This is a genomic window from Hymenobacter negativus, from assembly GCF_017571495.1.
Lineage (GTDB): Bacteria > Bacteroidota > Bacteroidia > Cytophagales > Hymenobacteraceae > Hymenobacter > Hymenobacter negativus.
Genome location: NZ_JAGETZ010000008.1, coordinates 1 through 21,521 on the forward strand (window position 1 = coordinate 1; position 21,521 = coordinate 21,521).

Sequence of the window (21,521 nt, forward strand, 5' to 3'; positions counted from 1 at the left end):
TAGAGCGGGTTAAGGCCATTGTCCCCAGTAGGGACCGGGCCGTGTCGCCACCCGTCGACGAACGTTACAAGAAGAATAGTCCGACGACGGGCGGGGACAGGCCCCGCTCCCTACTTTTGTGTCATACCACAACCAGAGCGCTGCTCTACTTCCTTTCCGCTATGTTCAAAACTTCTACTTTCTCATTTCCTGCTGTGCTGGGTCGCACCTTGCTGGCTATTTTGCTGCTGGTCTTGCGCCTGCCGGCGGCCTAGGTACCGGCCTAGCAGTCGGCGCAGGCTGTAGCAATGGCATCAAATGCAGTAGGCAATTCCTTAACAGTAAATGCCACTGCCGTTGATGCAGCGGGTAATGTTTATCTAGCCGGAAATTTCACGAATACGGTAGTGCTAGGTAATATTACGCTCACTAGTCTTGGAAGCAGTGATGATGTGTTCGTTGCCAAATTTAACCCTGTTAATAGCCAATTCGTATGGGCCCAACGGGCAGGCGGTACTGATAATGACAACCTTAATGGGATGACTGTGAGTGGCACGAGCGTGTACGTGACGGGGGCATTTAACAGCAACACTGTAAGCTTTGGCCCTAGCATCCTGACCAATGTGAACGTTAGCACAAGCACTTCCGCAGCTACTGCAGACGTCTTTGTGGCTAAACTCACGGATGCGGGCAACTCGGGCAATTTTGTGTGGACCCAACGAGCTGGCGGCGTACGCGACGATATAGCCACCGCACTGGTTGTGAGCGGCACGAGCGTATACGTGACCGGATATTGCTACAGCCTCGCAGCAAGCTTTGGTAATACTACTCTCACCAATCCTTACCCCGGCTTCACCTTCGGCTTCCTAGCCTCCCTCACCGACCCCACCCTGACGGCCACCGCCCCCGGCCGCGTCCTAACGCCTGCGCAGCTCTACCCCCAATCCCGCCCGCCACACGGCTACCCTGCGCCTGCCTACTAGCACCACCCCCACACCCCTGGTGCTGAGCGACGCGCTGGGCCGAACCATGCGCCACTATCTTTCCCCAGCCGGGCCCGAGGCCATCCTGGACCTGCGCGGCCTGCCTGCCGGCCTCTACCTGCTGCGCGGCGCCGGCCCAGCCCTGCGTTTGGCGGTAGAGTAAAATAAAAAAAGCCGCTTCAGCAACTGAAGCGGCTTTTTTGTGCCTTGTATTTCGAGGTTGGGCTACTTCAGCGTGAAGGTCGTTTTGCCCATTAGCTGGCCGCTTTCATACAGTTCCACAGTGTGCTGGCCCTTCTTGTACTCAGCGCCTTTGGCGTACACAAATTCCAGCTTCTGCTTGGTGTTGTCGTACACCACGTCCTGCTTCTGGGTGTAGAATGCCTCTTGGCCTTCCACGGTGAAAGTGCCGCCGCCCGTGCTCAGGTTGTAGAGGGCTGCACCATCGGGCTCCAGAATGCGCAGGTAGATGGCCTTGGTTTCCTTGGGTGATACGTCATTGCGGGCTAAGGCGAATGTGACCTTCACTTTTTCCACGCGCTTGGCTTTGAATTCCTCTTTGTCGTCGTCCTTTTCCTTGTTCTTCGACGTGATAATGGCCACTTTGATGTTGTCGGCCTGCAGGCGCGAGGCCACTGACACTTTATCCGACAGCTCGCGGTTGGTGCGCGCGATGGTGCTGATGGTATCGGTCAGCTTGTTCTGCTTATCCTTCAGCGCGGTGGTCTCGGTGTAGAGGGTTTCGTTGTCCTTCTTCAGCTGCGAAATATCTTCATCCTTCTTGCGGAGCTGAACTTCCAGGTTCTTCGCGCGCTGCTTGAACACGTTTTGCTGGGCAATGGAGAAGCTGCCGGCCCGGAAGGAGCGCAGTTTCAGCAGGTCGGCGTTGACGCTAGCAATCTTGGCTTCGAGCGAGTCGTTGCTCAGGCCCAGGGCTTGCAGCTCCTGGCTTTGGCGCTCAAAATCAGCCTTCAGGGCTTCGTATTGCTTGATTTGTTCCTGTAGCTTACTATCCTTCGCTTTTACCTCAGTGGTCAGCGCTTCGTTTTGCTCGCCCTTCTGCTGGTTGAGGTAAAACAGGACGCCGTTGATGCCGAGCAGCACAAGCACAAGGGCCACCCAGAGTAAGACGCGGCTATTATTGGAGCGGGGTTCGGGGGTTTCGTTTGGGTCCATGCGGGAATAGTTAAGCGAGAGGAGCGTAAGAAAAAGCAAGGCTTGTGGCGCAGTGCGGCACGTACCTTTGGCGTAAAAATAGGGGACTTTGCTGCCCTGGCAAGTTTACTCTATACTTCAGCGGAATGGAAACGGTTTTACCCGACTTTGATGCAGCCTATTGGCAAGCACGTTACGCCACCGGCCGCGACGGCTGGGATGCCCACGCCATCACGCCGCCGCTGCGCGCCTACTTCGACCAACTCGATGTCGTGCAGCAGCCCCGCATCCTCATTCCCGGGGCCGGCCGCGCCTACGAGGCCGAATACCTGCACCAGCTGGGCTTTAAGCAGGTTTTCGTGGCTGATATCGCACCCGAAGCCCTGGCCGCGCTAGCTGCCCGCGTGCCCGATTTTCCAGCCGCCCACCTGCTTTTAGCTGACTTTTTTGCCCTGCCCAACGACCCGCTCTACGACCTGATTGTGGAGCAGACGTTTTTTTGTGCCCTCAACCCCGTGCTACGGCCGGCTTATGCCCGGCAGTGCGCCCAACTGCTGCGCCCCGGCGGCACGCTCACGGGACTGCTCTTCAATACTGCTTTTGGCCCGGTGCAGGAGCCCCCATTTGGTGGCAGCAAGGAAGAATACCGCGAATATTTCGTGCCCTACTTCGACTTCCGGCACTTCGATACGTCCACCAATTCACTCCGGCCCCGCCAGGGGCGAGAGCTGTTTATTTGTTTAAAGCGAAAAGCTGTTTAGCCCAACATGCTGACCATAATAGAACGTTCTGCGGAGCGCAGCCGAAGCAGCTCGCGTGCAACAGTAATCAAGACGATTGCAACGAAGCGATAGAGCTACTTCGGCTGCGCTTCGCAGGACGTTCTGCCCGCAACCAGATACCTAGTAACCAGAAACTCAAAAGCCATGCTCCAAGCCCTCGCCAACACCCTTCCGCACTTCCGCCACACCAATTCCGGCCAGTTTTTCCTCATGGCCGGGCCTTGCGTCATCGAAGGCGAGGACATGGCCCTGCGCATCGCCGAGCGCATCAAGCACATGACGGACAAGCTCCAGATTCCCTATATCTTCAAGGGGTCCTACCGCAAGGCCAACCGCTCACGCCTGGATTCCTTCACCGGCATTGGCGACGAAACGGCCCTGCGCATCCTGCAAAAAGTAGGGCGTGAAATTGGTGTGCCCACCGTCACCGACATCCACGAATCGAGCGAAGCTGCCCTGGCGGCTGAGTACGTCGACGTGCTACAAATCCCGGCCTTCCTGTGCCGCCAAACCGATTTGCTGGTAGCCGCCGCCCAAACCGGCAAAGTGGTCAACATCAAAAAAGGCCAGTTCCTGAGTGGGGAGGCCATGAAATGGGCCGTGGACAAGGTGCGTCAGGCCGGCAACGAAAACGTCATTCTCACCGAGCGTGGCAACTCCTTCGGCTACTCTGAACTGGTGGTGGACTTCCGTAACCTGCCCACCATGCGTCGCTTCGAAGTGCCTGTGGTGATGGACGTGACGCACTCCCTGCAACAGCCCAACCAAGCCAGCGGCGTGACCGGCGGCCAGCCCGCCCTCATCGAAACCATCGCCAAAGCCGCCATCGCCGTAGGGGCCGACGGCTTGTTCATCGAAACTCACCCCACGCCCGCTACCGCCCTCTCAGATGGCGCCAACATGCTCCCCCTCGACCAACTCGAAGCGCTGCTGGTGAAGCTGACGCGTGTGCGCCAAGCCATCCGGGAAACCGGCGAAATAGAGCTGAACCAGCTGCCCTAGCCCATAGCACCTGCTTTAGCTTGTGCGCGGTACCGGTCCAAGCTAAAGCAGGTGCTACTGGCTCAGGTCCGTAGCCAGAAATGCTGCTTGGGCTGGTTTTTCCGGAAGAAGACCAGCCCGATGTAGAATAAATCGACGGTCAGCGTCACCTCGGGGTGGGCTTTGATGACCTCCCAGGCGCGCTCCATGTCTTCTGACCAGTGGATGTCGTCGAACACGAATACAGAGTCATCGGTGCGATGCTTCAGGCAAAGCTCGAAGTAATACAGGGTGGGGTCGTAACGATGATTGCCATCGAAAAAAGCAAAGTCGATAGGAGCCGAAAGTGCGGCCAGGGTAGGAGCGAGGGTGTTATCAATGTTGCCCTCAACCACCTCCACATTGCGTAGCTCCAGCTTATCGAAGGTTTCGCGCGCAACGGCTGCCACGTTGGGGCAACCCTCCAAAGTGATGACGCGGTGGCGCGAATCAGCAGTGGCCAGATAAGCCGTGGTGAGGCCGAGCGAGGTACCAAGCTCCAGAATAGTAGCCGGGCGGAAGTAATTGGCCAGGCGAAACAGCAGTTGCGCGAGGTGCTTCGGCTTGGCTGCCGTGCGGGCAATATCGGCGATGCGGCGCTGCCGGCCCGCACCCGTGTGCGAGCCCGCCCCAAAATCGGTAACGCTGATGCTGGCCGGGCTGCTGAGCAATTGCCGCCGCCGCGCTTCCACAGCCGCATAGGCAGCATACGGGCCCGTGTGCCGCACTACCGAGGTATAGAGGCCGAAAACAAACGGCGAATGCAGCCCGTGGGCGTTGCCGGAACGCAGCCAGAAGCGGAGGTAAGCGAGGAGTTGAAACAAATTGGTTGGTGGTGGTTGGTTGTCCGTTGTCAGGTACAAGCGACAACTACGCTACAAACTAACAACCGACAACGAGCACCTGACAACTATCCCTAGTTCATCCGATACGGCACCATGAGGGTAAACTCCGGGATTTCTACCGTGAATTCCTGACCGTTGGCCAACCGCTCCATGAGATAGGTGCCGCGCATCTTGCCCACCCCTGATTTTAGGTTGCAGCCGCTCACGTATTGGTGGGCTTCGCCGGGCTCCAGCACGGGCTGGCGGCCTACTACACCCTCGCCCTCCACTTCGCGCACCACGCCATTGGCGTCGTGGATGTGCCAGTGGCGGCGCAAGAGCTTCACCGTAAACTCGCTATTATTGCGAATCTCAATTTTGTAAGCAAAAACGAAATGCTCCTGGCCGGGACTGGAATAATCGGGCAGGTAATTGGTCGTAACCGAAACGGTGACGCCTTGCGTAGTGGTGGTGGGCATAGGTGTCGGGAGCTGAGAAGTAGCTTGCGGACGTAACAGCCGCCCGCCGAAATTGGTTTTACGCAAATACGGCCATCAAACGCCGTACAAGTCCCTTTATTTTCCTTAAAAAGTCCGATGGTAAAGATAGCCGAAAGCTGGCAGCCCGTGCTAGCCGATGAGTTCGAAAAGCCCTATTTCCAGCGGCTTATTGCCTTTGTAAAGGGCGAATACGCCACGGCAACCGTGTATCCGGCCGGCCCCCAAATTTTCCACGCCTTCAGTGCCACACCGTTCGACCAAGTGCGGGTGGTCATTCTGGGCCAGGACCCTTACCACGGCAAAAACCAGGCGCACGGCCTCTCTTTCTCAGTGCAGGAAGGCCAGCGCACACCCCCTTCGTTGCAAAATATTTTTAAGGAATTGCAAAGCGACATTCCTGGCACGCCACCCCCCGCCAACGGCAACCTCGACCGCTGGGCCCAGCAAGGCGTGCTGCTCCTGAATGCCACCCTAACCGTGCGCGCCAGCGAACCCGCTTCGCACCAGAAAAAAGGCTGGGAAGAATTCACTGATGCCGTTATCCGCAAGGTTTCTGAGGAAAAGGAACACGTCGTATTCATCCTCTGGGGTGCCTATGCGGGCAAAAAATCAGAGCTGATTGATGAGAAGAAACACTTGATTTTAAAATCGGTGCATCCCTCGCCCTACGCGGCGGACAAAGGCTTTTTCGGTAGCAAGCCCTTCAGCAAAGCCAACGCCTGGCTGGAAAGCAAAGGATTGACGCCGATTGAATGGTAACAGTGCCGTTACAAAGACAATGCACAAAGCAAACCCTCCTTTGAACGCGGCTATAATTTCACAAAAAAAGCCCCGGCACACTGTAGTGCCAGGGCTTTTTTTACGTCTCATTGCTTATCACAAATAGGCCGTGCTACGTTCGCATTGACAGGCAGGCTGTGTGGGCTTAATGAATGATATTGAACAAGCGGCTCCAGCGGATTTTGTGCCAGAAGTCACCATTTGGGTCCATTGAGAGCCAGATGAGGACGGCTTTGCCCACCACGTGGTCTTCGGGCACGAAGCCCCAGAAGCGGGAGTCTTCGGAGTTGTGGCGGTTGTCGCCCATCATCATGTAGTAGTTCTGCTTCACGGTGTAGCTGGTGAGCTGCTTGCCGTTCTGGTAAATCATGCCGTCCTGCCAAGTAATGCCGGTATTGTGCTCGTAGCGGGCCACTATTTTGTAGTAGATGGCTGCGTTGGCGGGCGAAAGGGTGATGGTCTGGCCTTTTTTCGGAATGGGCAGCGGACCGTAGTTGTCGAGGTTCCAGTTGCGCGGCGTGGCGCTCACAGCCGCCGAGCCATGAAAATCAGCTATATCCGGAAACAGCTGCACCTGCGGCTGTAGCACGGTCATGGCCTTCACGTAAGGCTGCTTCTTGAAATAGTCGGCGGTGGCCTGCGTGCAGCTGATGGCGTAGCCAAACTTGCCATCGGGGCCAGCTACGGCCTGAGGCAGGCCGCCGGGTTGGTCGTAATCGACGACACCTTGGCCACGCAGCGCTGCCAGCACCTCGTCATTGGGGTTATCCACCTGCATGAAGTAGGTAGTTTGCAGGCCGGGAGGTGCCACGCCGGGCTTGCCGTTGAGGTATACCTGCCCGTCTTTGATTTCGAGGGTATCACCGGCCACGGCCACGCAACGCTTGATGTAGTTGGTGCGCAGGTCGGCCGGGTACTGGGCCTCGTGCGGCACGTGGAATACCACCACGTCGTTACGCTTGATTTCGGAGAAGCCCGGCAGCCGGTACGTCGGCAGCTGAATCAGCTCGGAATAGCTTTTCAGGCCTGTGCCCCAGATGGTTTGGTGCGTGAGGGGTACTTGTAACGGCGTTTGGGGCGTGATGGGGCCGTAGTGCAGCTTGCTCACAAACAGGTAATCACCCACTAGCAGGGAGGCTTCCATGCTGGGCGAGGGAATGGTGTAGGCCTCAAACGTGGCCCAGCGGATGAGCGTAGCTGCTACAATGGCAAAAATCAGCGAATCGGCCCACTCGCGGGTTTTCGTTTTGGGCGGTTTCGGAGGGGCAGTGGGGTCGGTTTTGAGCAAGGACATGAGGAGGCAAGCTTAGGCTTGGCAATGAATATCAGGCAAAGAAACGCAGCAGAACGCCAGTGCGCTCGCACCGGTAACGGCAGTGACTACAAATCCAACAGGTCTTTCATCCCAAATACGCCCTGACGGCCAGGTAACCACTCGGCCGCCAGCAAGGCACCTAGCGCAAAACCAGTCCGGCTGTGGGCTTCGTGCTTGAGCTCCAGCGTGTCTACATCCGACGAGTAGGTGACGATGTGTGTGCCCACGGCATCCCCTTTGCGCTCGCTGATGATGGCTAACTCGGCCGAAGATTCGGCCGCAGCGTTGCGCCAGGTAGTTTTGGTCGGGAAATGCCGCAGAATGCCTTCGCCTGTGGTGAGGGCCGTACCGCTGGGCTGGTCGATTTTCTGGGTATGGTGAATTTCCCGGACCGCCACGTCGTAGCCTCCGAACTGTGCCATCTTGCTGGCAATGTACTCGTTGAAGTGGAAGAACAGGTTTACGCCAACGCTGTAGTTAGAAGCGTAGAACAGGCTGCCGCCCACCTCGTTGGTCAGGGCTTTGGCTTCTTCGAAATGGTGCAGCCAGCCCGTAGAGCCGCACACCACTGGCAGGCCCTGACGCAGGCAGGCGGTCACGTTGGCAAAAGCCGAATCGGGATGTGTAAACTCAATGGCCACGTCGGCAATGGCAGGGGTGAAGTCGGCAATAGTAGCCTCACTGGCGTGGGAGTCTACAATGCCTGCAATTTCGTGGCCGCGCTGTTGGGCCAAAGCAGCAATGGTGCGGCCCATTTTCCCGTAGCCGATGAGTAGAATCTTCATAGTAGTTCTTGTTTGTTGTCAGTTGCCGGGGCAGCAGAAGTTCGGCACACTTGGCCTAGCAACCGATAACTAGCAACTGACAGATAATTATTTCACCCGCAGGGCGAAAGTGAGGCCGGGATTCGTTGGGAATGCTGCTCGTTGGCCAGGTACAGCCATGAGCGTGGGCTCCCAATGAAAGGTCAGGTCGTCGCTCACATCGAAGTCTTTGAGGTGAGCATCGACGAGTGCATCCACGATTTGCAGGCCGTACACAAGGCCGATGTAGAGGTAGAAAATGTCGCGGTAGCCGCGGTAGAACACTACGCCCGTGTTCAGCGCATCGGCAGTATTAAATAGCCGGGCGCGGTCGCCCAGACTCTCATCGTGCAGTGGAACACCTTGTTGCGTAACCTTATTATAAGCAACGGAAAACTCCCGGTAGCCCTGCTGATAAAAAATCTCGCCGTAAATGACGCCGCCCAGCCCGCCGTACACCAGCGGCAGCTTCCAGTAGCTATGGTTGTAAATCTGGCCCGCGCCGGGCAGCACCAGCGCCAGCATCGCCGCTTTGCCCGGGCGCGTCAGACGGATGCCTTTGAAGCCAAAAGCCCGGAACATGTGCTCGGTGCGCTTGGCTGAATCGGCGGCCTCTTTTCTTTTTTTGGCTTCGGGGGTCACCACTACCTCCCGGCGCTCGGTTGTATCGGCCAGGATGGCAGCCGGATTTACGGTGGTTTCCGGTGTGAATACCTGGGCGTGGCTGGTGCGGCCAACCAGCAGGCTGCCTGCCAGAATCAGTACCATCCCGAGGCGGGAATACAGTTTTTTCATAACAAACCTGCTAACGGAATACGCCGGTTTTTAGCGTGTTTGGCATGTAAGGAGGCGTTGACAGCGTCCGACTTTTTTACTTATGATGGTTGCAGAATGTGCAGAATACGCTGCATATCCTCCACCGAATCGAAGGCAATTTTGATTTCGCCGTTGCCCTTAGCCGTAGGCCGCACCTGCACCCGTGAGCCAAAGCGGTCGGTGAGGTGGCGCTCGGCCCGCCGAATTTCAGCTACGGGCACGGCAGGCTGCGCCGGGGCGGTAGTGCCGTCGGCTTTGGGCTGAGCCTCGGCATTGTTGCGGCCGAAACCGGCGCGTACTAACTCCTCTACACGGCGCACGGAAAGCTCCTCGGCCACGATTTTACGAAACAGGTCAACTTGCAGCTTGGGGTCGTCGAGGCCGATGAGAGCACGGGCGTGGCCCATGCTGATTTCGGCATCACGCAGGCCAATCTGCACATCGGGCGGCAGCTTCAGCAGGCGCAGGTAGTTGGTCACCGTCGAGCGGTTTTTGCCCACCCGGTCGCCTAGTTCTTCCTGGCGCAGGTTGCACTCGCTCAGCAGACGCTGGTAGCTGAGAGCAATTTCGATGGCATTCAGGTTTTCCCGCTGAATGTTCTCAATCAGGGCCATTTCCAGCATTTGCTGGTCGTCCGCCTTGCGTATATAGGCCGGAATTGTCTCCAGACCTGCCAGCTTGGAGGCCTGCAGGCGGCGCTCCCCCGAAATGAGCTGGTAGGAATTAGTGCCGAGCTGGCGCAGGGTCACGGGCTGAATGATGCCTTGGATTTTGATGCTATCGGCCAGTTCCTGCAAGGCTTGCTGGTCGAAATGGGTGCGGGGCTGGTATGGGTTGGCTTCGATGTGCTCGACCGAGATAAATCCCACCGAGTTGACGGGGTGCGATACCAGCCGGTCGCTGGTGCCGGGCCGTTCGCCTTTTTTCTCGTAGCTGCCCTCAATAAGGGCATTGAGGCCGCGGCCGAGGCCACCCTTGCGTTTTACTGCGGCGGCGGCGGCCAGGGCAGCTTGCAATTTCTCTTCGTTCTTCTCTAGCGGCATAGTTCATCGGCCGGGCCCATAAAAGGCATGCGGCAACGGATGTCAAAATTACGGATTGTTCAGCGAAGGGCAAGCCGGAAAGTTTGGACGGGTGGTTGAGCTTGTAATTAGCCTGGCTAATTCGCTGGCCGGGGGCCCAAACCAACCGTGAATACGTGACACGAGCCCCTACGACCCTTATAAACCTGCATTCGATACGCGCCGTGGCCAGCCGCTGCCAGCGCCTCATTCACTAGTGGGCGAAAGTCGGCGTCGAAAGTGCGCACCAAGCCTTCTTCTACCGCTTCCAGCCAGCCGGCTTCCTGCGACGAGCCGGGAAGAATTTCGATGTGGGCCTGCTGGCCATCGAAAGCACGAATGAAAGCTTGCATGCTGCAAGTAACGAAAGATGCTGGCGCGTCGAGGGTTTCAGATGATTTTTAAAGCCCCATCGGGGCGGCACTCGTTCAACGAATGCCGCCCCGATGGGGCTTTAAAAATCTAGAAAAGCTAGCGTGGCTACCGGTATGCTGCCCCACTAAAGCAATTTGGTTTCTCCTAAGTTAATGGTTCAATATCAGTTGGGAATTGGCTCCATTGGTTCCAAAGATTATCATCATCTGACTGCTTCTCCGTGGCATTTCTCCCATGCCAAGCACGGTTTAGATGAGAATAAACGTGAGCAATATCGATTTGGAATTCAATATCACTATAGTCACAGTTGCTATTCAACTCTTTGCATAAGCTTGCCAGATGTTCTTGCGCATCTTCTAACTCATGCATGAAAATAGACCAGGCAACTGGGTCGGCTCGTTTATCAATCATAAGCTGACCGAATAAAGTCAAACCCTTAAATCCGCTCGTCCTCCGCCGTCTCCTCGGTGGCTTCCACGCTGTTTTTCTCTACGATTTCGCGGGCCAGATTGAGGTAGCTGATGGAGCCTTTGCTTTCGGCGTCGTGCAGGATGACGGGGATGCCGAAACTGGGCGACTCGCTCAGCTTCACGTTGCGTGGGATGATGGTGTCGAAGGCCAACTGCTGGAAGTGCATGCGGACTTCCTCCACCACCTGGTTGCTCAAGCGCAGGCGCACGTCGTACATCGTGAGCAGGATGCCTTCGATTTCGAGCTCAGTGTTGAGACGGCTCTGAATGATTTTGATGGTATTCAGGAGCTTGCCCAGGCCTTCGAGGGCGAAGTATTCGCACTGCACCGGGATGATAACCGAGTGCGCGGCCGTGAGGGCGTTCACCGTGATGAGGCCGAGCGAGGGCGAGCAGTCGATGATGATGAAGTCGTACTCAGCGGCCAGGGGGCGCAGGGCCTCCTTCATTTTCTCCTCGCGGTTGGGCAGGTTTATCATCTCCACCTCGGCACCCACCAAGTCGATGTGGGAGGGCATGAGGTCGAGGTGGGGCAAAATATTGGTGGGCACGATGATGTCGTGGGCGTTGATGCCGTCCACCATGCACTCGTAGATGCTGTTCTGGATGTCCTTGGGGTCGTAGCCCACGCCCGAGGTGGCATTGGCCTGGGGGTCGGCGTCGACGAGCAAGGTCCGGTAGTCCAGGGCGGCCAGGGACGCCGCGAGGTTAATAGAGGTAGTGGTTTTGCCCACCCCGCCTTTCTGATTGGCTACCGCGATGATTTTTCCCATTGGATTAGTTGTTCGTTGTTCGTTGTCAGTTGCTCGGGGTTGGCTGTTCAGTCTTCGTTGCGTGTTTTTGAGGCTCACTAAGCCTCAGCCACTAACAACGACTACTAAATAAACAACAACGAATAACTAATAACTTTTGCCGTAGCATTGCACAAAGATACATTCTTTCCCTGTTCGCATGGCCCCTTTTTTGGCTCGTTGGGCTGGCTTCTCGGCTAAACTGTTTGGATTTTCGGCGGGGGCGCTGGCAGTAGCCGGCTGCCACGACGCCGCCCGTTCAGCAGCCGACGAGCGCCGCGTATTCCGCTACAACCAGCCCGAGGCGCTGTCCTCGCTCGACCCCGCTTTTGCCCGCAACCAGGCCAATTCCTGGGCCGTGTCGCAGCTCTACAACGGGCTGATGGAGCTGGATTCGACCCTGCAGCCGGTACCGGCGCTGGCCCGGCGATACAGCATTTCGCCGGATGGGCGCACGTACACGTTCGTGCTACGCAAGGGCATTTCCTTTCATGAGAATGAGGATGTATTTCAGCTTTCGGATTCGGATTTGAAAGCATTGGTAGACCAAGAATTGAAAGACCATCCTGGTCGCAATCGAGCTGATATAGAGAAATACGGCACAGAGGCTTTTCCTGTAGCTACGCGTCAAGTCGTCGCTCAGGACTTCGTCTACAGCTTCAAGCGCATCCTCGACCCGACCACGGCCAGTTCGGGCGGCTGGATTTTCCGGGGCAAGGTGCTGGAGAAGCCCGATGGCAGCATTAGCGACACGGCTTTTGTGGCGGCGAATGACTCCACGTTTCGCATTCACCTTAAGGAGCCGTTTATCCCGTTTTTGGGTATCCTCACGATGCCGTACGCCTATGTGGTGCCGCACGAGGCCGTGGAAAAATACGGCAAGGACTTCCGTGAGCATCCGGTGGGCACGGGGCCGTTTCGCTTCAAGCTCTGGGACGAGGGCAACGTGCTGCTTTATGAGCGCAACCCCAACTACTGGCGAAGCGACGAGAAGGGCCGGCCGCTGCCCTACCTCGATGCCGTGGCCGTGAGCTTCTTGCCCGACCGCAAAACCGAGTTCCTGACCTTTATGCAGGGCAAACTGGATTTCCTATCGGGTATTCGGGCCGGCTCGCGCGACTTAATTATGCACCCCGACGGCACCATTCGGGCCGATTTCAAAGGCAAGTTCACGGTGCAGAAAGCGCCATACCTGAACACGGAGTACTTGGGCATTCAGCTCGATTCGGTCAATCTGCTTGGTGAGCAGGCCGTGCAAGGCCGCGCCCTGCGCAACAAGCAGGTGCGGCAGGCCCTCAATTACGCCCTCAACAAGCCCGAAATGCTGACCTACCTGCTCAACCGGGTGGGGCATCCGGGTACGTCGGGCTTCGTGCCTACGGCGCTGCCATCGTTCTCCGAAAAGGAGGTGCCCGGCTACAGCTACCAGCCGCAGAAGGCCCGGCAGCTACTGCGCACCGCCGGCTACGGGCCCCAGCGGCCGTTGAAGCTGCGCCTCAGCACGGTGCTGGAACGCAAGGAAATAGGCGAGTACCTGCAGAAGCAATGGGCCGACGTAGGCGTGCAGGTTCAGATTGATATCAACCAGTCGGCTGCGCAACAGGACTTGGTGGATAACGGTCGGGTTGCCTTTTTCGCTAAAAGCTGGCTAGGCGACTACCCCGACGCCGAAAACTACCTGGCCCTGTTCTACAGCCCCAACTTCAGCCCCGCCGGCCCCGATAAAACCCACTTCAAAAGCGCGGCCTACGACAAGCTCTACGACGAAGCCCGCCGCACCCAGGACGTGGCCCGGCGCACGGCCCTCTACCAGGCTATGGACCGGATTGTGGTAGAAGAATCACCCGTCATCAGCCTCTATTATGATGAGGTAGTGCGCCTGACGCAGAACAATGTGCGCGGCCTCACCCCAAACCCGATGAACCAACTGCTGCTGGAGCGGGTGCGTAAGGAATAAGGCCACAAGCTCAGCCCTGCACAACAGTGGCATTTATTGACTTAAAATCAGCTGCAGCCATGTCTTATTTCCGAGTAGGATGCGCAACTCTGGTACTGGCAATTGCCAACCTGTCGATGGCCCACGGGCAAACATCGAAGCCTGCATCATCCGCCGCACCTTTGGTTATTGGCCAGACGTTCACGCTGCAGTCGAAAGTGCTGGGCGAAACGCGCCGCATTAATGTGTACTTGCCGCCAGCTTATACAGACTCTGCTAGCTTGCGCCTGCCCGTACTGTACATGCCGGACGGCGGCCTGCAGGAAGATTTTTTACACGTTGCAGGCTTGGTGCAAGTGTCGGTGGGCAATGCCACCATGCGGCCGTTTATTTTGGTCGGCATCGAAAATACCGCCCGGCGACGCGATATGACTGGGCCTACCACTAATGTCGAGGACAAGAAAATTGCGCCCAAGGTAGGCGGCTCGGCTGCTTTCCGCCAGTTTATTCGGCAGGAGTTGATGCCCGCCGTGAAGCAGCGCTACCGCACCACGGCCGAAACAGCCATTGTGGGTGAGTCGCTCGCCGGCCTGTTTGTGGTAGAGACGTTGTTGCTCGAACCCACTTTATTTAATACTTACCTCGCTTTTGACCCCAGCCTGTGGTGGAACAACGGCCAACTGGCCGCCCAGGCCGGCACACTGCTTCAAAAAGCCGGCCGCAGCGTAGCACCTACGGTATACTTGGCCACCAGCATCCAAGGCGATACAGCAGCTACGCGCAAGGTCGTACAGGTTGGTAACCAACAAGCAGCGCGCCCCGGCTCCTGGCACTACGAGCCGATGCCGCAGGAAACGCACGCCACTATTTATCATCCGGCGGCGCTCCGGGCTTTTCGGGCAGTCTTTAAACCACCAACCGGTCGGTAATTAACAGTCGTCGGATTCAGTTAGCAAGAACATGCTATCCGGTTATTTACGCGTTCCATCTGGCTTGGCCAGCGCATCGAACTGAGTGCCAAAATAGGCGAATAGCTCCCGCACGTTTTCTGGAGCATTGCCTTCTACTGTTACTTTTTTGAATATGCCGTCGGGCTGACGGATGGCAACGATGGTGCTCGGTACATCGGTCACGCCGCTTGAATAGCTGTTTTCGAACGTTTCAAAGCGGGATTCTTTGGCTTGGCGCAGCAGGTCGGCTACCGTAGCAGCCGGCAATTTCAGGTCTTTTTTGCCCTCCATTGATACGAAGCGGCGGCCTTCGTAGGCCACACGGCCGTCGGCGTATACCAGGGCGGTGTAACTGGGGCAGGTACCGAAGCACGGCGTGCGCTCGAAGGTGATAACCGGCCCTGCTTCGGTAGGAGCGGGCTTTTTGACAGGACCAGCTTTTTTACTGGCTTTTTTAGTTTTCTGAACCGCTGTCTGCTGGGCACACGCCTGCAGATTGAGACCGAAGAAACTGAGCAGCAAGAGCAGCGTGAAGTAGCGCATGGGGATATGGGGCATTGAAGCCGTGAATATGGGCAAACAAAAACCCGACAGAACGAAAACCGTGCCTGGGGTTTCGTGCTGTCGGGTTGGGGCGTTCTGAAAGAACGTTCTAGCGGGGCTACGACTTGCGTTTGGCCTGTGCCTCGCGCTCCTGCGCAGCTTTCATGGCTTCGGCAATGCGGCCTTGCAGGCCGCCGGGCTTCTTGTCCTTGTTTTTGATTTTGTTGGCGTCGAGCTGGGCGCGGATTTTCGTGTCGTCAACAAAAGCCTTGGTAGCGACTTGCTGGGCGAAGGTGATGACGTTAGAAACGAAGTAATACCAGGTGAGGCCCGCGGCGAAGCTATTCAGCACGAACAGGAAGATGATGGGCATCAGGTAGCTGTATGTCTTCATCGGGCCCTGCATGGCCGTGTTGGTCTGGTTGCTCTGCCAGGTCATGAGCAGGGTGGAGGCCGTCATCATCAGGGTGAAGAGGGAAACGTGGTCGCCGTACCACTTCACGTAGAAAGGTAGCTTGATGAACACGTCGTAGCTACTCAAGTCCTTGGCCCAGAGGAAACTTTGTTGGCGCAGTTCGATGGCGTTCGGGAAGAACTGGAACATGGCAAACAGAATTGGGAGCGTGAGCAGCGTAGGCACGCAGCCGCTGAGCGGGCTCACTCCGAATTCCTGGTACAGCTTCATGGTTTCCTGCTGCACCTTGGTGTTGTCGTCGCCGTGCTTGGCTTTCAGCGCGTCAATTTCCGGCTTCAGCACTTTCATGCGGGCCTGGCTTTCGTAGGTTTTGTAGGTGAGCGGCCAGGTTACCAGCTTGATAAGCAGTACCAATAGCGCGATGATGACACCGTAGGACGAAATAAACTGCTCCAGGAAGTGGAACACCGGCAGCACCACAAACCGGTTCACCCAGCGGAACAAGCCCCAGCCGAGGTACACGTTGCGGTCAAATTCTGGCGCAACGGCCTTCAGCGTGTTGAAAGAGTTCGGGCCAAAATAGAAGCGGTATTGGCCACGGCCCTGCTCCACCTCGGCCACCGGGATAGTAAGGGTCGAACTCAGGGTTTTGATGGTCGTGGAGTCCTCCAGATTCACATCGGCGTTGAAGGCACCGCCCGCGAAAGGCTGCTGGTCGGCGATGAGGCCTGCCACGAAGAAGTCGTGCTTGTGGGCGGCCCACTTCACCGGGCCGGCGGCCTTATATTCTTCGGGCTTCTCGCTGGCTTCGGCCAGGGCACCTTGGTCGCCGGCGGCGAGGTAGTGGTTGATGGTGGTGTGGTTGCGGTTCTGCTTGAGGTCCTGCTCGGTCTGGCGCACCTCATCCACGAAGGTGAAAGTGAGCGGTTCCTGAGCTACGGTGCGCTCCAGGCCATTCAAACGCAGGTCATACTTGAGCTCGTAGCTATTAGCGGGCAGCGTGTAGGTCTGCACGATGCTGCCGCCGGCTACGGGCGCGGTGAAGGTGAGTACCGAGCCGCCATCCGTCGATTGCGAAGCCACCGACTGGAAGTTCAAATCCGAGAACTTAACGGTTTTGCCGTCCACCGTCCGGAATTTGGTATCCATGCGGGCGCTCTTGGCATCGAACAAGTCCATCGGTTTGCCGAAGAAGGTCTTGTACTCGCGCAGGCGCACCGCTGTGATGCGGCCACCCCGGCTGGAGAAAGCCACGCGCAGGTTTTTGTTGACCAGACTATCGGTTTTAACCACGCCGGCTGTCGTGTCGAGGGCTGCTTCCGGAGCAAGGGCCGTAGCGGGAATTGCGGGTGCTTTGGCGGCAGCAGTGGTCGCAGCCGGGGTTTTACCAGCAGCTTTTTCATCCGGCTTCTTCGGGCTGAAGAAGAACAGGTACACGAGGAGCAAGGCCGCAATGAGGAAAAGGCCGGTTGCTGAATTTCTATCCATTAGTTAGTAAGGGTTGCGAAGGCGCAAAGGTACGGGGGCAAACGCCCTCGTCGGGCATAAGGGTAAAGCGGAGCAGCATGCGGCCATTCATTTGCAGAAATTGCGCTGCTCACCGCCGAATTAGGGAAGTAAACGATGCCCCGGCCCTTTTGCTTTAAAGCAAAGAACCGGGGCAGGTCAGTTTTTATGTTGGACGCTGATTTCAGCCCTTGCGGTGCTGGATGGCTGCCCGCACAAAGCGGGTGAACAGCGGATGGGGCTGCTCCACGGTGCTTTTCAGTTCGGGGTGGAACTGGCCAGCTACGAACCAAGGATGCGTGGGCAACTCGATTACTTCGACCAAGCCGGTATCGGGGTTGGTGCCGGTGGCTTGCAGGCCGGCGGCTTCAAACTGCTCCAGGTACTGGTTGTTGAACTCGTAGCGGTGGCGGTGGCGCTCGCTGATGTGGTTTTTGCCGTAAGCCTTGGCGGCGCGGGAGTTGCGGCGCAGGTCGCAGGCGTAAGCCCCGAGGCGCATGGTGCCGCCTTTCAGGGTTACGTTTTTCTGCTCTTCCATCATGGCCACCACCGGGTTGGGCGTGAGGGCGTCCATCTCGGTAGAGTTGGCGTGGGGCAGGCCGAGCACGTTGCGGGCGTATTCCACCACGGCCACTTGCATGCCCAGGCAGATGCCGAAGAACGGAATGTTGTTCTCCCGCACGTGCTTCACGGCGGCAATTTTCCCCTCAAAGCCGCGCTCACCGAAGCCAGGCGCTACCAACACGCCATCGCAGCCGTGCAGCAGGGCCGCCACGTTTTCGTGGGTGATGTTGTCAGACTGAATGCTGCGGAGCGTGACCTTGCACTCGTTCTGAGCGCCGGCGTGCACGAAGGCTTCGTTGATGGACTTGTAGGCGTCGGGGAGCTCCACATACTTGCCTACCAGTGCGATGGTTACTTCCTCGGTCGGGTTTTTTAGCTTGCCGAGGAAGTCTTTCCAGGCTTCCAAATCGGGGTGTTGGGCGCCACCGGTCAGCTTCAGGCGCTTGATAACCCGCTCGTCGAGGCCCTCTTTGCGCATGAGCAACGGCACCGAGTAGATGCTGTCGGCATCGAGGCTTTCGATAACCGAGTTGATTTTCACGTTGCAGAACAGCGCAATTTTGCGGCGCATCTCCATCGGAATAGGGTGCTCGGAGCGGCACACCAGGATGTCGGGCTGCAGGCCGGCTTCGCGCAGGTCGCGCACCGAGTGCTGGGTGGGCTTGGTTTTGAGCTCGCCAGCGGCCTTCAGGTAGGGCAGCAGCGTGAGGTGAATCACCAGCGAATCGTACTCGGGCAGCTCCCAGCGGAGCTGGCGCACGGCCTCCACGAAGGGCAGGCTCTCGATGTCGCCGATGCAGCCGCCGATTTCGGTGATGACCACGTCGAACTGGCCGTTCTGGCCCAGCAGCAGCATGCGGCGCTTGATTTCGTCGGTGATGTGGGGCACTACCTGCACGGTTTTGCCGAGGAAGGCACCTTCGCGCTCGCGGCGGATGACGTGGTCGTAAATCCGGCCGGTCGTCACGTTGTTGGCCTGCGAGGTGGGCGTGTTCAGGAACCGCTCGTAATGGCCGAGGTCGAGGTCGGTTTCGGCCCCGTCATCGGTCACGTAGCACTCGCCGTGCTCGTACGGGTTCAGCGTACCGGGGTCGATGTTGATGTAGGGGTCGAACTTCTGGATGGTGACTCGGAACCCGCGGGCCTGCAAAAGCTTGGCCAGCGAGGCGGAAACAATTCCTTTGCCGAGTGAAGAAGTGACGCCGCCGGTAACGAAAATGAATTTCGCAGCCGACGCGGAGGGGGAGGGGGTTGGGCGTTCGGGCATGACGGGGGTCAAAAGTACGGCATCTGGAGTTGGAACGGGAAAAAATCTGGGCAGAGTGAGTCGGTTTGAGTGACATGAATGGCGCCGCCATAAGCTTAAGAACGTCATGCAGAGCACACCGAAGCACCTTTAGCGCTTCGTCAAGATGACTGAAATTAGTGTCGAGGTAAAGATGCTTTGCTGCGCTCTGCACGACGTTCTGGTAAGGTTCTGTTTTACCTTGCATGCCTCCTGCTTCCCTTTTTTGCCTCATGCTGCACGAAAGCTTACTCCTCATTCTTGGACTACTCTTCGCCGTTTTTCTGCTGGTGATGCTGGCGCAGAAGCTGCATATTTCCTATCCCATTTTCCTAGTGCTGGGCGGGCTGGGGCTGAGTTTTGTACCGGGCCTGCCGCGCATTGCCATCGCACCGGACCTGATTTTCCTGATTTTCCTGCCACCCCTGCTTTACGAAGCGGCCTGGACTACCTCCTGGAACGACTTCTGGCGCTGGCGGCGAGCCATTGGGCTGCTGGCGTTTGGGCTGGTGGCCTTCACGTCGGGCATTGTGGCGTATGTGGCCCGAGCGGTTATTCCCGGGTTCACGCTGGGGCTGGGGTTCCTGCTCGGCGGCATTATTTCGCCACCCGATGCTGTGGCGGCTACCTCGGTGCTGCGGGGCGTGAAGGTGCCCCGGCGGGTGACGGCCATTTTGGAGGGCGAGAGTTTGATTAACGATGCCAGCAGCCTCATTGTGTTCCGGTTTGCGCTGCTGGCCGTATCGTCGGGTGTATTTGTCTGGCAGGAGGCGGCCACCAGCTTCGTGGTGGTGAGTGGCATGGGGCTGGTGGTGGGCATCCTGGTGGCTTGTGGCTTCTTTTTGCTGCACCGGTACCTGCCCACCACGCCCAGCATCAACACGGTGCTCACCTTCATGGCGCCCTACGTGATGTACCTGCTGGCTGAAGAATTCCACTTTTCAGGCGTGCTGGCGGTGGTAAGCGGCGGGCTGCTGCTTTCGCACCTCTCGCACCGCGTGTTCGATGCCAATACCCGCCTGCAGGCCAATAGCGTGTGGGCCAGCGTGAGCTTCGTGCTCAACGGATTGGTGTTCATTCTCATTGGTTTGCAACTGCCCATTGCGGTAGAAGGGCTGGGTAATTATTCCCTGCAGCAGGCCATCACTTACGGCCTGCTGATGAGCGGCTTGGTCATTGTTATTCGCCTGCTGTGGATGTATCCGGCTGCTTTCGTGCCGCGCTATTTGAGCAGGAAAGTCCGGGACAGCGAGCCCAGCCCCGGCTGGCAGGGCACGCTGGTGCTGGGCTGGGCGGGCATGCGCGGGGTGGTGTCGCTGGCCTCGGCGCTGTCGGTGCCGCTGATGACGAACGACGGCCTGCAATTCCCCCAGCGCAACCTCATTCTGTTCATCACCTTCGTGGTGATTCTGGTCACGCTGGTGCTGCAGGGACTCACGCTGCCGGCCATCATCCGCTTCACCAAGCTGGCCGACCGCGACAATAGTATGCCCCTCGAAGAACAGGAAGCCGGCGTGCGTCTGCACCTGCGCACGGCCGCTGTGAAGCACCTTCAGCGCCAGTACGCCGCCGAAACAGAGTCCAATGAGCTCATTGCCCGCCTCCAGCAGCGCATGCAAACCGAAATCAACCTCACCACCCGCACCCTCAATTCGCTGGAGGTGAACGAGGCCGGCCGCGACGCCCTGCGCCAATACCACCTCGTGCTGCTTGATGTGCTGAATGTGGAGCGTGAGGCCCTGGCCCACCTGCGCCACCACGACAGCTTCGACGATGAAGTGCTGCGCCAGCAGGAAGCCCAACTCGACCTGGACGAGGCCAAAGTGAAACACATCGAGCGATAAAATGGGGGCCGTTAGGCCGCATACATAATCCCTGGCGCGCCGCCAATAAATTATCGCAAACGATTCGAGGAATTTTAGGTCGGTTATTGGAAGGCCAAAACGCGTATTTTGATGATTTAAAGGCTGTTTCCGTGCGGGGAATCATAATGCTATAAGAAATAAGGCGAACGATAATATTGGAGCTACGTGTTACAAAACCATCTGATAATGCGTAGATTCAATCATGGAACATTTCATCAAGCACCTCGCCCAAGTCTGGCATTTGAGCCCGGCTCAATACTGGCACCTGCGCCTGCTGGTAGCCATTTCTTTGGCACCACTACTGGGGGTGCTGTATGTAGTGTTTATCGATAGAACCTGGGGCAAGGCGCTGCCCAAGCACCTGCATCTCACGCTGCGGCAGAAGCCTGCGAAGAGCGCAGTGTAGTTTCAAGGTAGCAGGGCTTCTGAAATACTATCAGCCCGTCATGCTAGGTGCCGCCGAAGCATGCCGGGCTGATTATTTTTTGCCGTGCTACTTGCTCCGTTTCATTCGGCCGCTATATTTGCAGCGCGCTCCCTAATCGGAGCACTTATCAAGAAAGGCGGAGGGACAGGCCCTGCGATGCCTTAGCAACCAGTAGAGATACCAGGTGCTAAATCCTGTTCTAAGTCGGCTTCGGTCGGTTTGGAAGAAGATAAGTCGAAAAGATGCTTCCCGTCTGCAGCGGTGGTGCTCTTCTGACTTGTCGGAAGGGCTTTTTTTATGCCCTTCCGGTGAGAAATCTTGTAAGTGCTTAGGTAACCGGGTGCGTTTTCGTCTCAACCACAAAAACGCCAAATAC

The 21,521-nt window shown here is 57.5% G+C and carries 22 protein-coding genes and 1 riboswitch; of the genes, 9 read left to right on the forward strand and 13 right to left on the reverse strand.

The window, feature by feature from the left end:
- Positions 1-518: 518 nt before the first annotated feature.
- A complete protein-coding gene (locus J4E00_RS16590) occupies positions 519-962 on the forward strand; it encodes a hypothetical protein (protein WP_208176312.1) in 444 nt (147 codons plus the stop codon).
- Positions 963-978: 16 nt separating this feature from the next.
- Positions 979-1,125 carry a hypothetical protein gene (locus tag J4E00_RS16595; RefSeq protein ID WP_236049917.1) on the forward strand — a complete coding sequence of 49 codons (147 nt, stop codon included), beginning with the start codon at positions 979-981 and terminating at the stop codon, positions 1,123-1,125.
- 62 nt (positions 1,126-1,187) lie between these two features.
- Here the strand turns inward: J4E00_RS16595 and J4E00_RS16600 are convergent, their stop codons facing one another.
- Complete coding sequence (locus J4E00_RS16600; RefSeq protein WP_208176313.1) at positions 1,188-2,138, reverse strand: hypothetical protein; 951 nt, start codon at positions 2,136-2,138, stop codon at positions 1,188-1,190.
- Positions 2,139-2,263: 125 nt separating this feature from the next.
- On the opposite strand from J4E00_RS16600, the gene J4E00_RS16605 reads away from it, so the two are divergent.
- Entirely contained in the window at positions 2,264-2,878 is a 615-nt protein-coding gene (locus J4E00_RS16605; RefSeq protein ID WP_208176314.1) for a methyltransferase domain-containing protein, read from the forward strand.
- Between the two features lie 165 nt (positions 2,879-3,043).
- Positions 3,044-3,901, forward strand: a complete 858-nt coding sequence (gene kdsA / locus J4E00_RS16610; protein ID WP_208176315.1) for a 3-deoxy-8-phosphooctulonate synthase — start codon at positions 3,044-3,046, stop codon at positions 3,899-3,901.
- A gap of 62 nt (positions 3,902-3,963) precedes the next feature.
- On the opposite strand, the gene J4E00_RS16615 is transcribed toward kdsA, so the two are convergent.
- Together J4E00_RS16615 and apaG are read right to left on the reverse strand one after the other, a co-directional pair.
- Positions 3,964-4,743 (reverse strand): O-methyltransferase, encoded by a 780-nt coding sequence (locus tag J4E00_RS16615; protein ID WP_208176316.1) that lies wholly within the window; start codon positions 4,741-4,743, stop codon positions 3,964-3,966.
- A gap of 92 nt (positions 4,744-4,835) precedes the next feature.
- Positions 4,836-5,222, reverse strand: a complete 387-nt coding sequence (gene apaG, locus J4E00_RS16620; RefSeq protein ID WP_196286557.1) for a Co2+/Mg2+ efflux protein ApaG — start codon at positions 5,220-5,222, stop codon at positions 4,836-4,838.
- A 117-nt stretch (positions 5,223-5,339) separates the two neighbouring features.
- Between apaG and J4E00_RS16625 the strand changes: the two genes are divergently transcribed.
- Positions 5,340-6,002: a uracil-DNA glycosylase gene (locus tag J4E00_RS16625; RefSeq protein WP_208176317.1), complete on the forward strand. Its 663-nt coding sequence runs from the start codon at positions 5,340-5,342 to the stop codon at positions 6,000-6,002.
- 166 nt (positions 6,003-6,168) lie between these two features.
- Here J4E00_RS16625 and lepB read toward each other — a convergent pair whose 3' ends face one another.
- The 7 genes from lepB to J4E00_RS16660 form a co-directional block, all read right to left on the reverse strand.
- A complete protein-coding gene (lepB, locus tag J4E00_RS16630; protein ID WP_208176318.1) occupies positions 6,169-7,317 on the reverse strand; it encodes a signal peptidase I in 1,149 nt (382 codons plus the stop codon).
- Positions 7,318-7,403: 86 nt separating this feature from the next.
- Positions 7,404-8,123, reverse strand: a complete 720-nt coding sequence (dapB, locus tag J4E00_RS16635; protein ID WP_208176319.1) for a 4-hydroxy-tetrahydrodipicolinate reductase — start codon at positions 8,121-8,123, stop codon at positions 7,404-7,406.
- Positions 8,124-8,210: 87 nt separating this feature from the next.
- Positions 8,211-8,936, reverse strand: a complete 726-nt coding sequence (locus J4E00_RS16640) for a DUF5683 domain-containing protein (RefSeq protein WP_208176320.1) — start codon at positions 8,934-8,936, stop codon at positions 8,211-8,213.
- Between the two features lie 80 nt (positions 8,937-9,016).
- Positions 9,017-10,000, reverse strand: coding sequence for a ParB/RepB/Spo0J family partition protein (locus J4E00_RS16645; RefSeq protein WP_208176321.1), 984 nt, complete (start codon positions 9,998-10,000; stop codon positions 9,017-9,019).
- 116 nt (positions 10,001-10,116) lie between these two features.
- Positions 10,117-10,371: a hypothetical protein gene (locus tag J4E00_RS16650; RefSeq protein WP_208176322.1), complete on the reverse strand. Its 255-nt coding sequence runs from the start codon at positions 10,369-10,371 to the stop codon at positions 10,117-10,119.
- A 166-nt stretch (positions 10,372-10,537) separates the two neighbouring features.
- On the reverse strand, positions 10,538-10,804 hold the full coding sequence (locus J4E00_RS16655; protein ID WP_208176323.1) for a hypothetical protein: 267 nt from the start codon (positions 10,802-10,804) through the stop codon (positions 10,538-10,540).
- Positions 10,805-10,829: 25 nt separating this feature from the next.
- Positions 10,830-11,636 (reverse strand): ParA family protein, encoded by an 807-nt coding sequence (locus tag J4E00_RS16660; RefSeq protein WP_208176324.1) that lies wholly within the window; start codon positions 11,634-11,636, stop codon positions 10,830-10,832.
- A gap of 178 nt (positions 11,637-11,814) precedes the next feature.
- Here J4E00_RS16660 and J4E00_RS16665 point away from each other — a divergent pair, with 178 nt between their 5' ends.
- Positions 11,815-13,611 carry an ABC transporter substrate-binding protein gene (locus J4E00_RS16665; RefSeq protein WP_208176325.1) on the forward strand — a complete coding sequence of 599 codons (1,797 nt, stop codon included), beginning with the start codon at positions 11,815-11,817 and terminating at the stop codon, positions 13,609-13,611.
- Between the two features lie 59 nt (positions 13,612-13,670).
- A complete protein-coding gene (locus J4E00_RS16670) occupies positions 13,671-14,519 on the forward strand; it encodes an alpha/beta hydrolase (protein WP_236049908.1) in 849 nt (282 codons plus the stop codon).
- A 42-nt stretch (positions 14,520-14,561) separates the two neighbouring features.
- Here the strand turns inward: J4E00_RS16670 and J4E00_RS16675 are convergent, their stop codons facing one another.
- The 3 genes from J4E00_RS16675 to J4E00_RS16685 form a co-directional block, all read right to left on the reverse strand.
- Positions 14,562-15,098 carry a DUF6438 domain-containing protein gene (locus J4E00_RS16675; protein ID WP_208176326.1) on the reverse strand — a complete coding sequence of 179 codons (537 nt, stop codon included), beginning with the start codon at positions 15,096-15,098 and terminating at the stop codon, positions 14,562-14,564.
- 103 nt (positions 15,099-15,201) lie between these two features.
- Entirely contained in the window at positions 15,202-16,986 is a 1,785-nt protein-coding gene (yidC, locus tag J4E00_RS16680; RefSeq protein WP_208176327.1) for a membrane protein insertase YidC, read from the reverse strand.
- Positions 16,987-17,188: 202 nt separating this feature from the next.
- On the reverse strand, positions 17,189-18,835 hold the full coding sequence (locus tag J4E00_RS16685; RefSeq protein ID WP_208176328.1) for a CTP synthase: 1,647 nt from the start codon (positions 18,833-18,835) through the stop codon (positions 17,189-17,191).
- 251 nt (positions 18,836-19,086) lie between these two features.
- On the opposite strand from J4E00_RS16685, the gene J4E00_RS16690 reads away from it, so the two are divergent.
- Both J4E00_RS16690 and J4E00_RS16695 read left to right on the forward strand, forming a co-directional pair.
- Positions 19,087-20,697: a Na+/H+ antiporter gene (locus J4E00_RS16690; RefSeq protein ID WP_208176329.1), complete on the forward strand. Its 1,611-nt coding sequence runs from the start codon at positions 19,087-19,089 to the stop codon at positions 20,695-20,697.
- Positions 20,698-20,920: 223 nt separating this feature from the next.
- On the forward strand, positions 20,921-21,124 hold the full coding sequence (locus tag J4E00_RS16695; protein WP_208176330.1) for a hypothetical protein: 204 nt from the start codon (positions 20,921-20,923) through the stop codon (positions 21,122-21,124).
- A gap of 142 nt (positions 21,125-21,266) precedes the next feature.
- Positions 21,267-21,381, forward strand: a riboswitch (SAM riboswitch).
- Positions 21,382-21,521 lie beyond the last annotated feature (140 nt).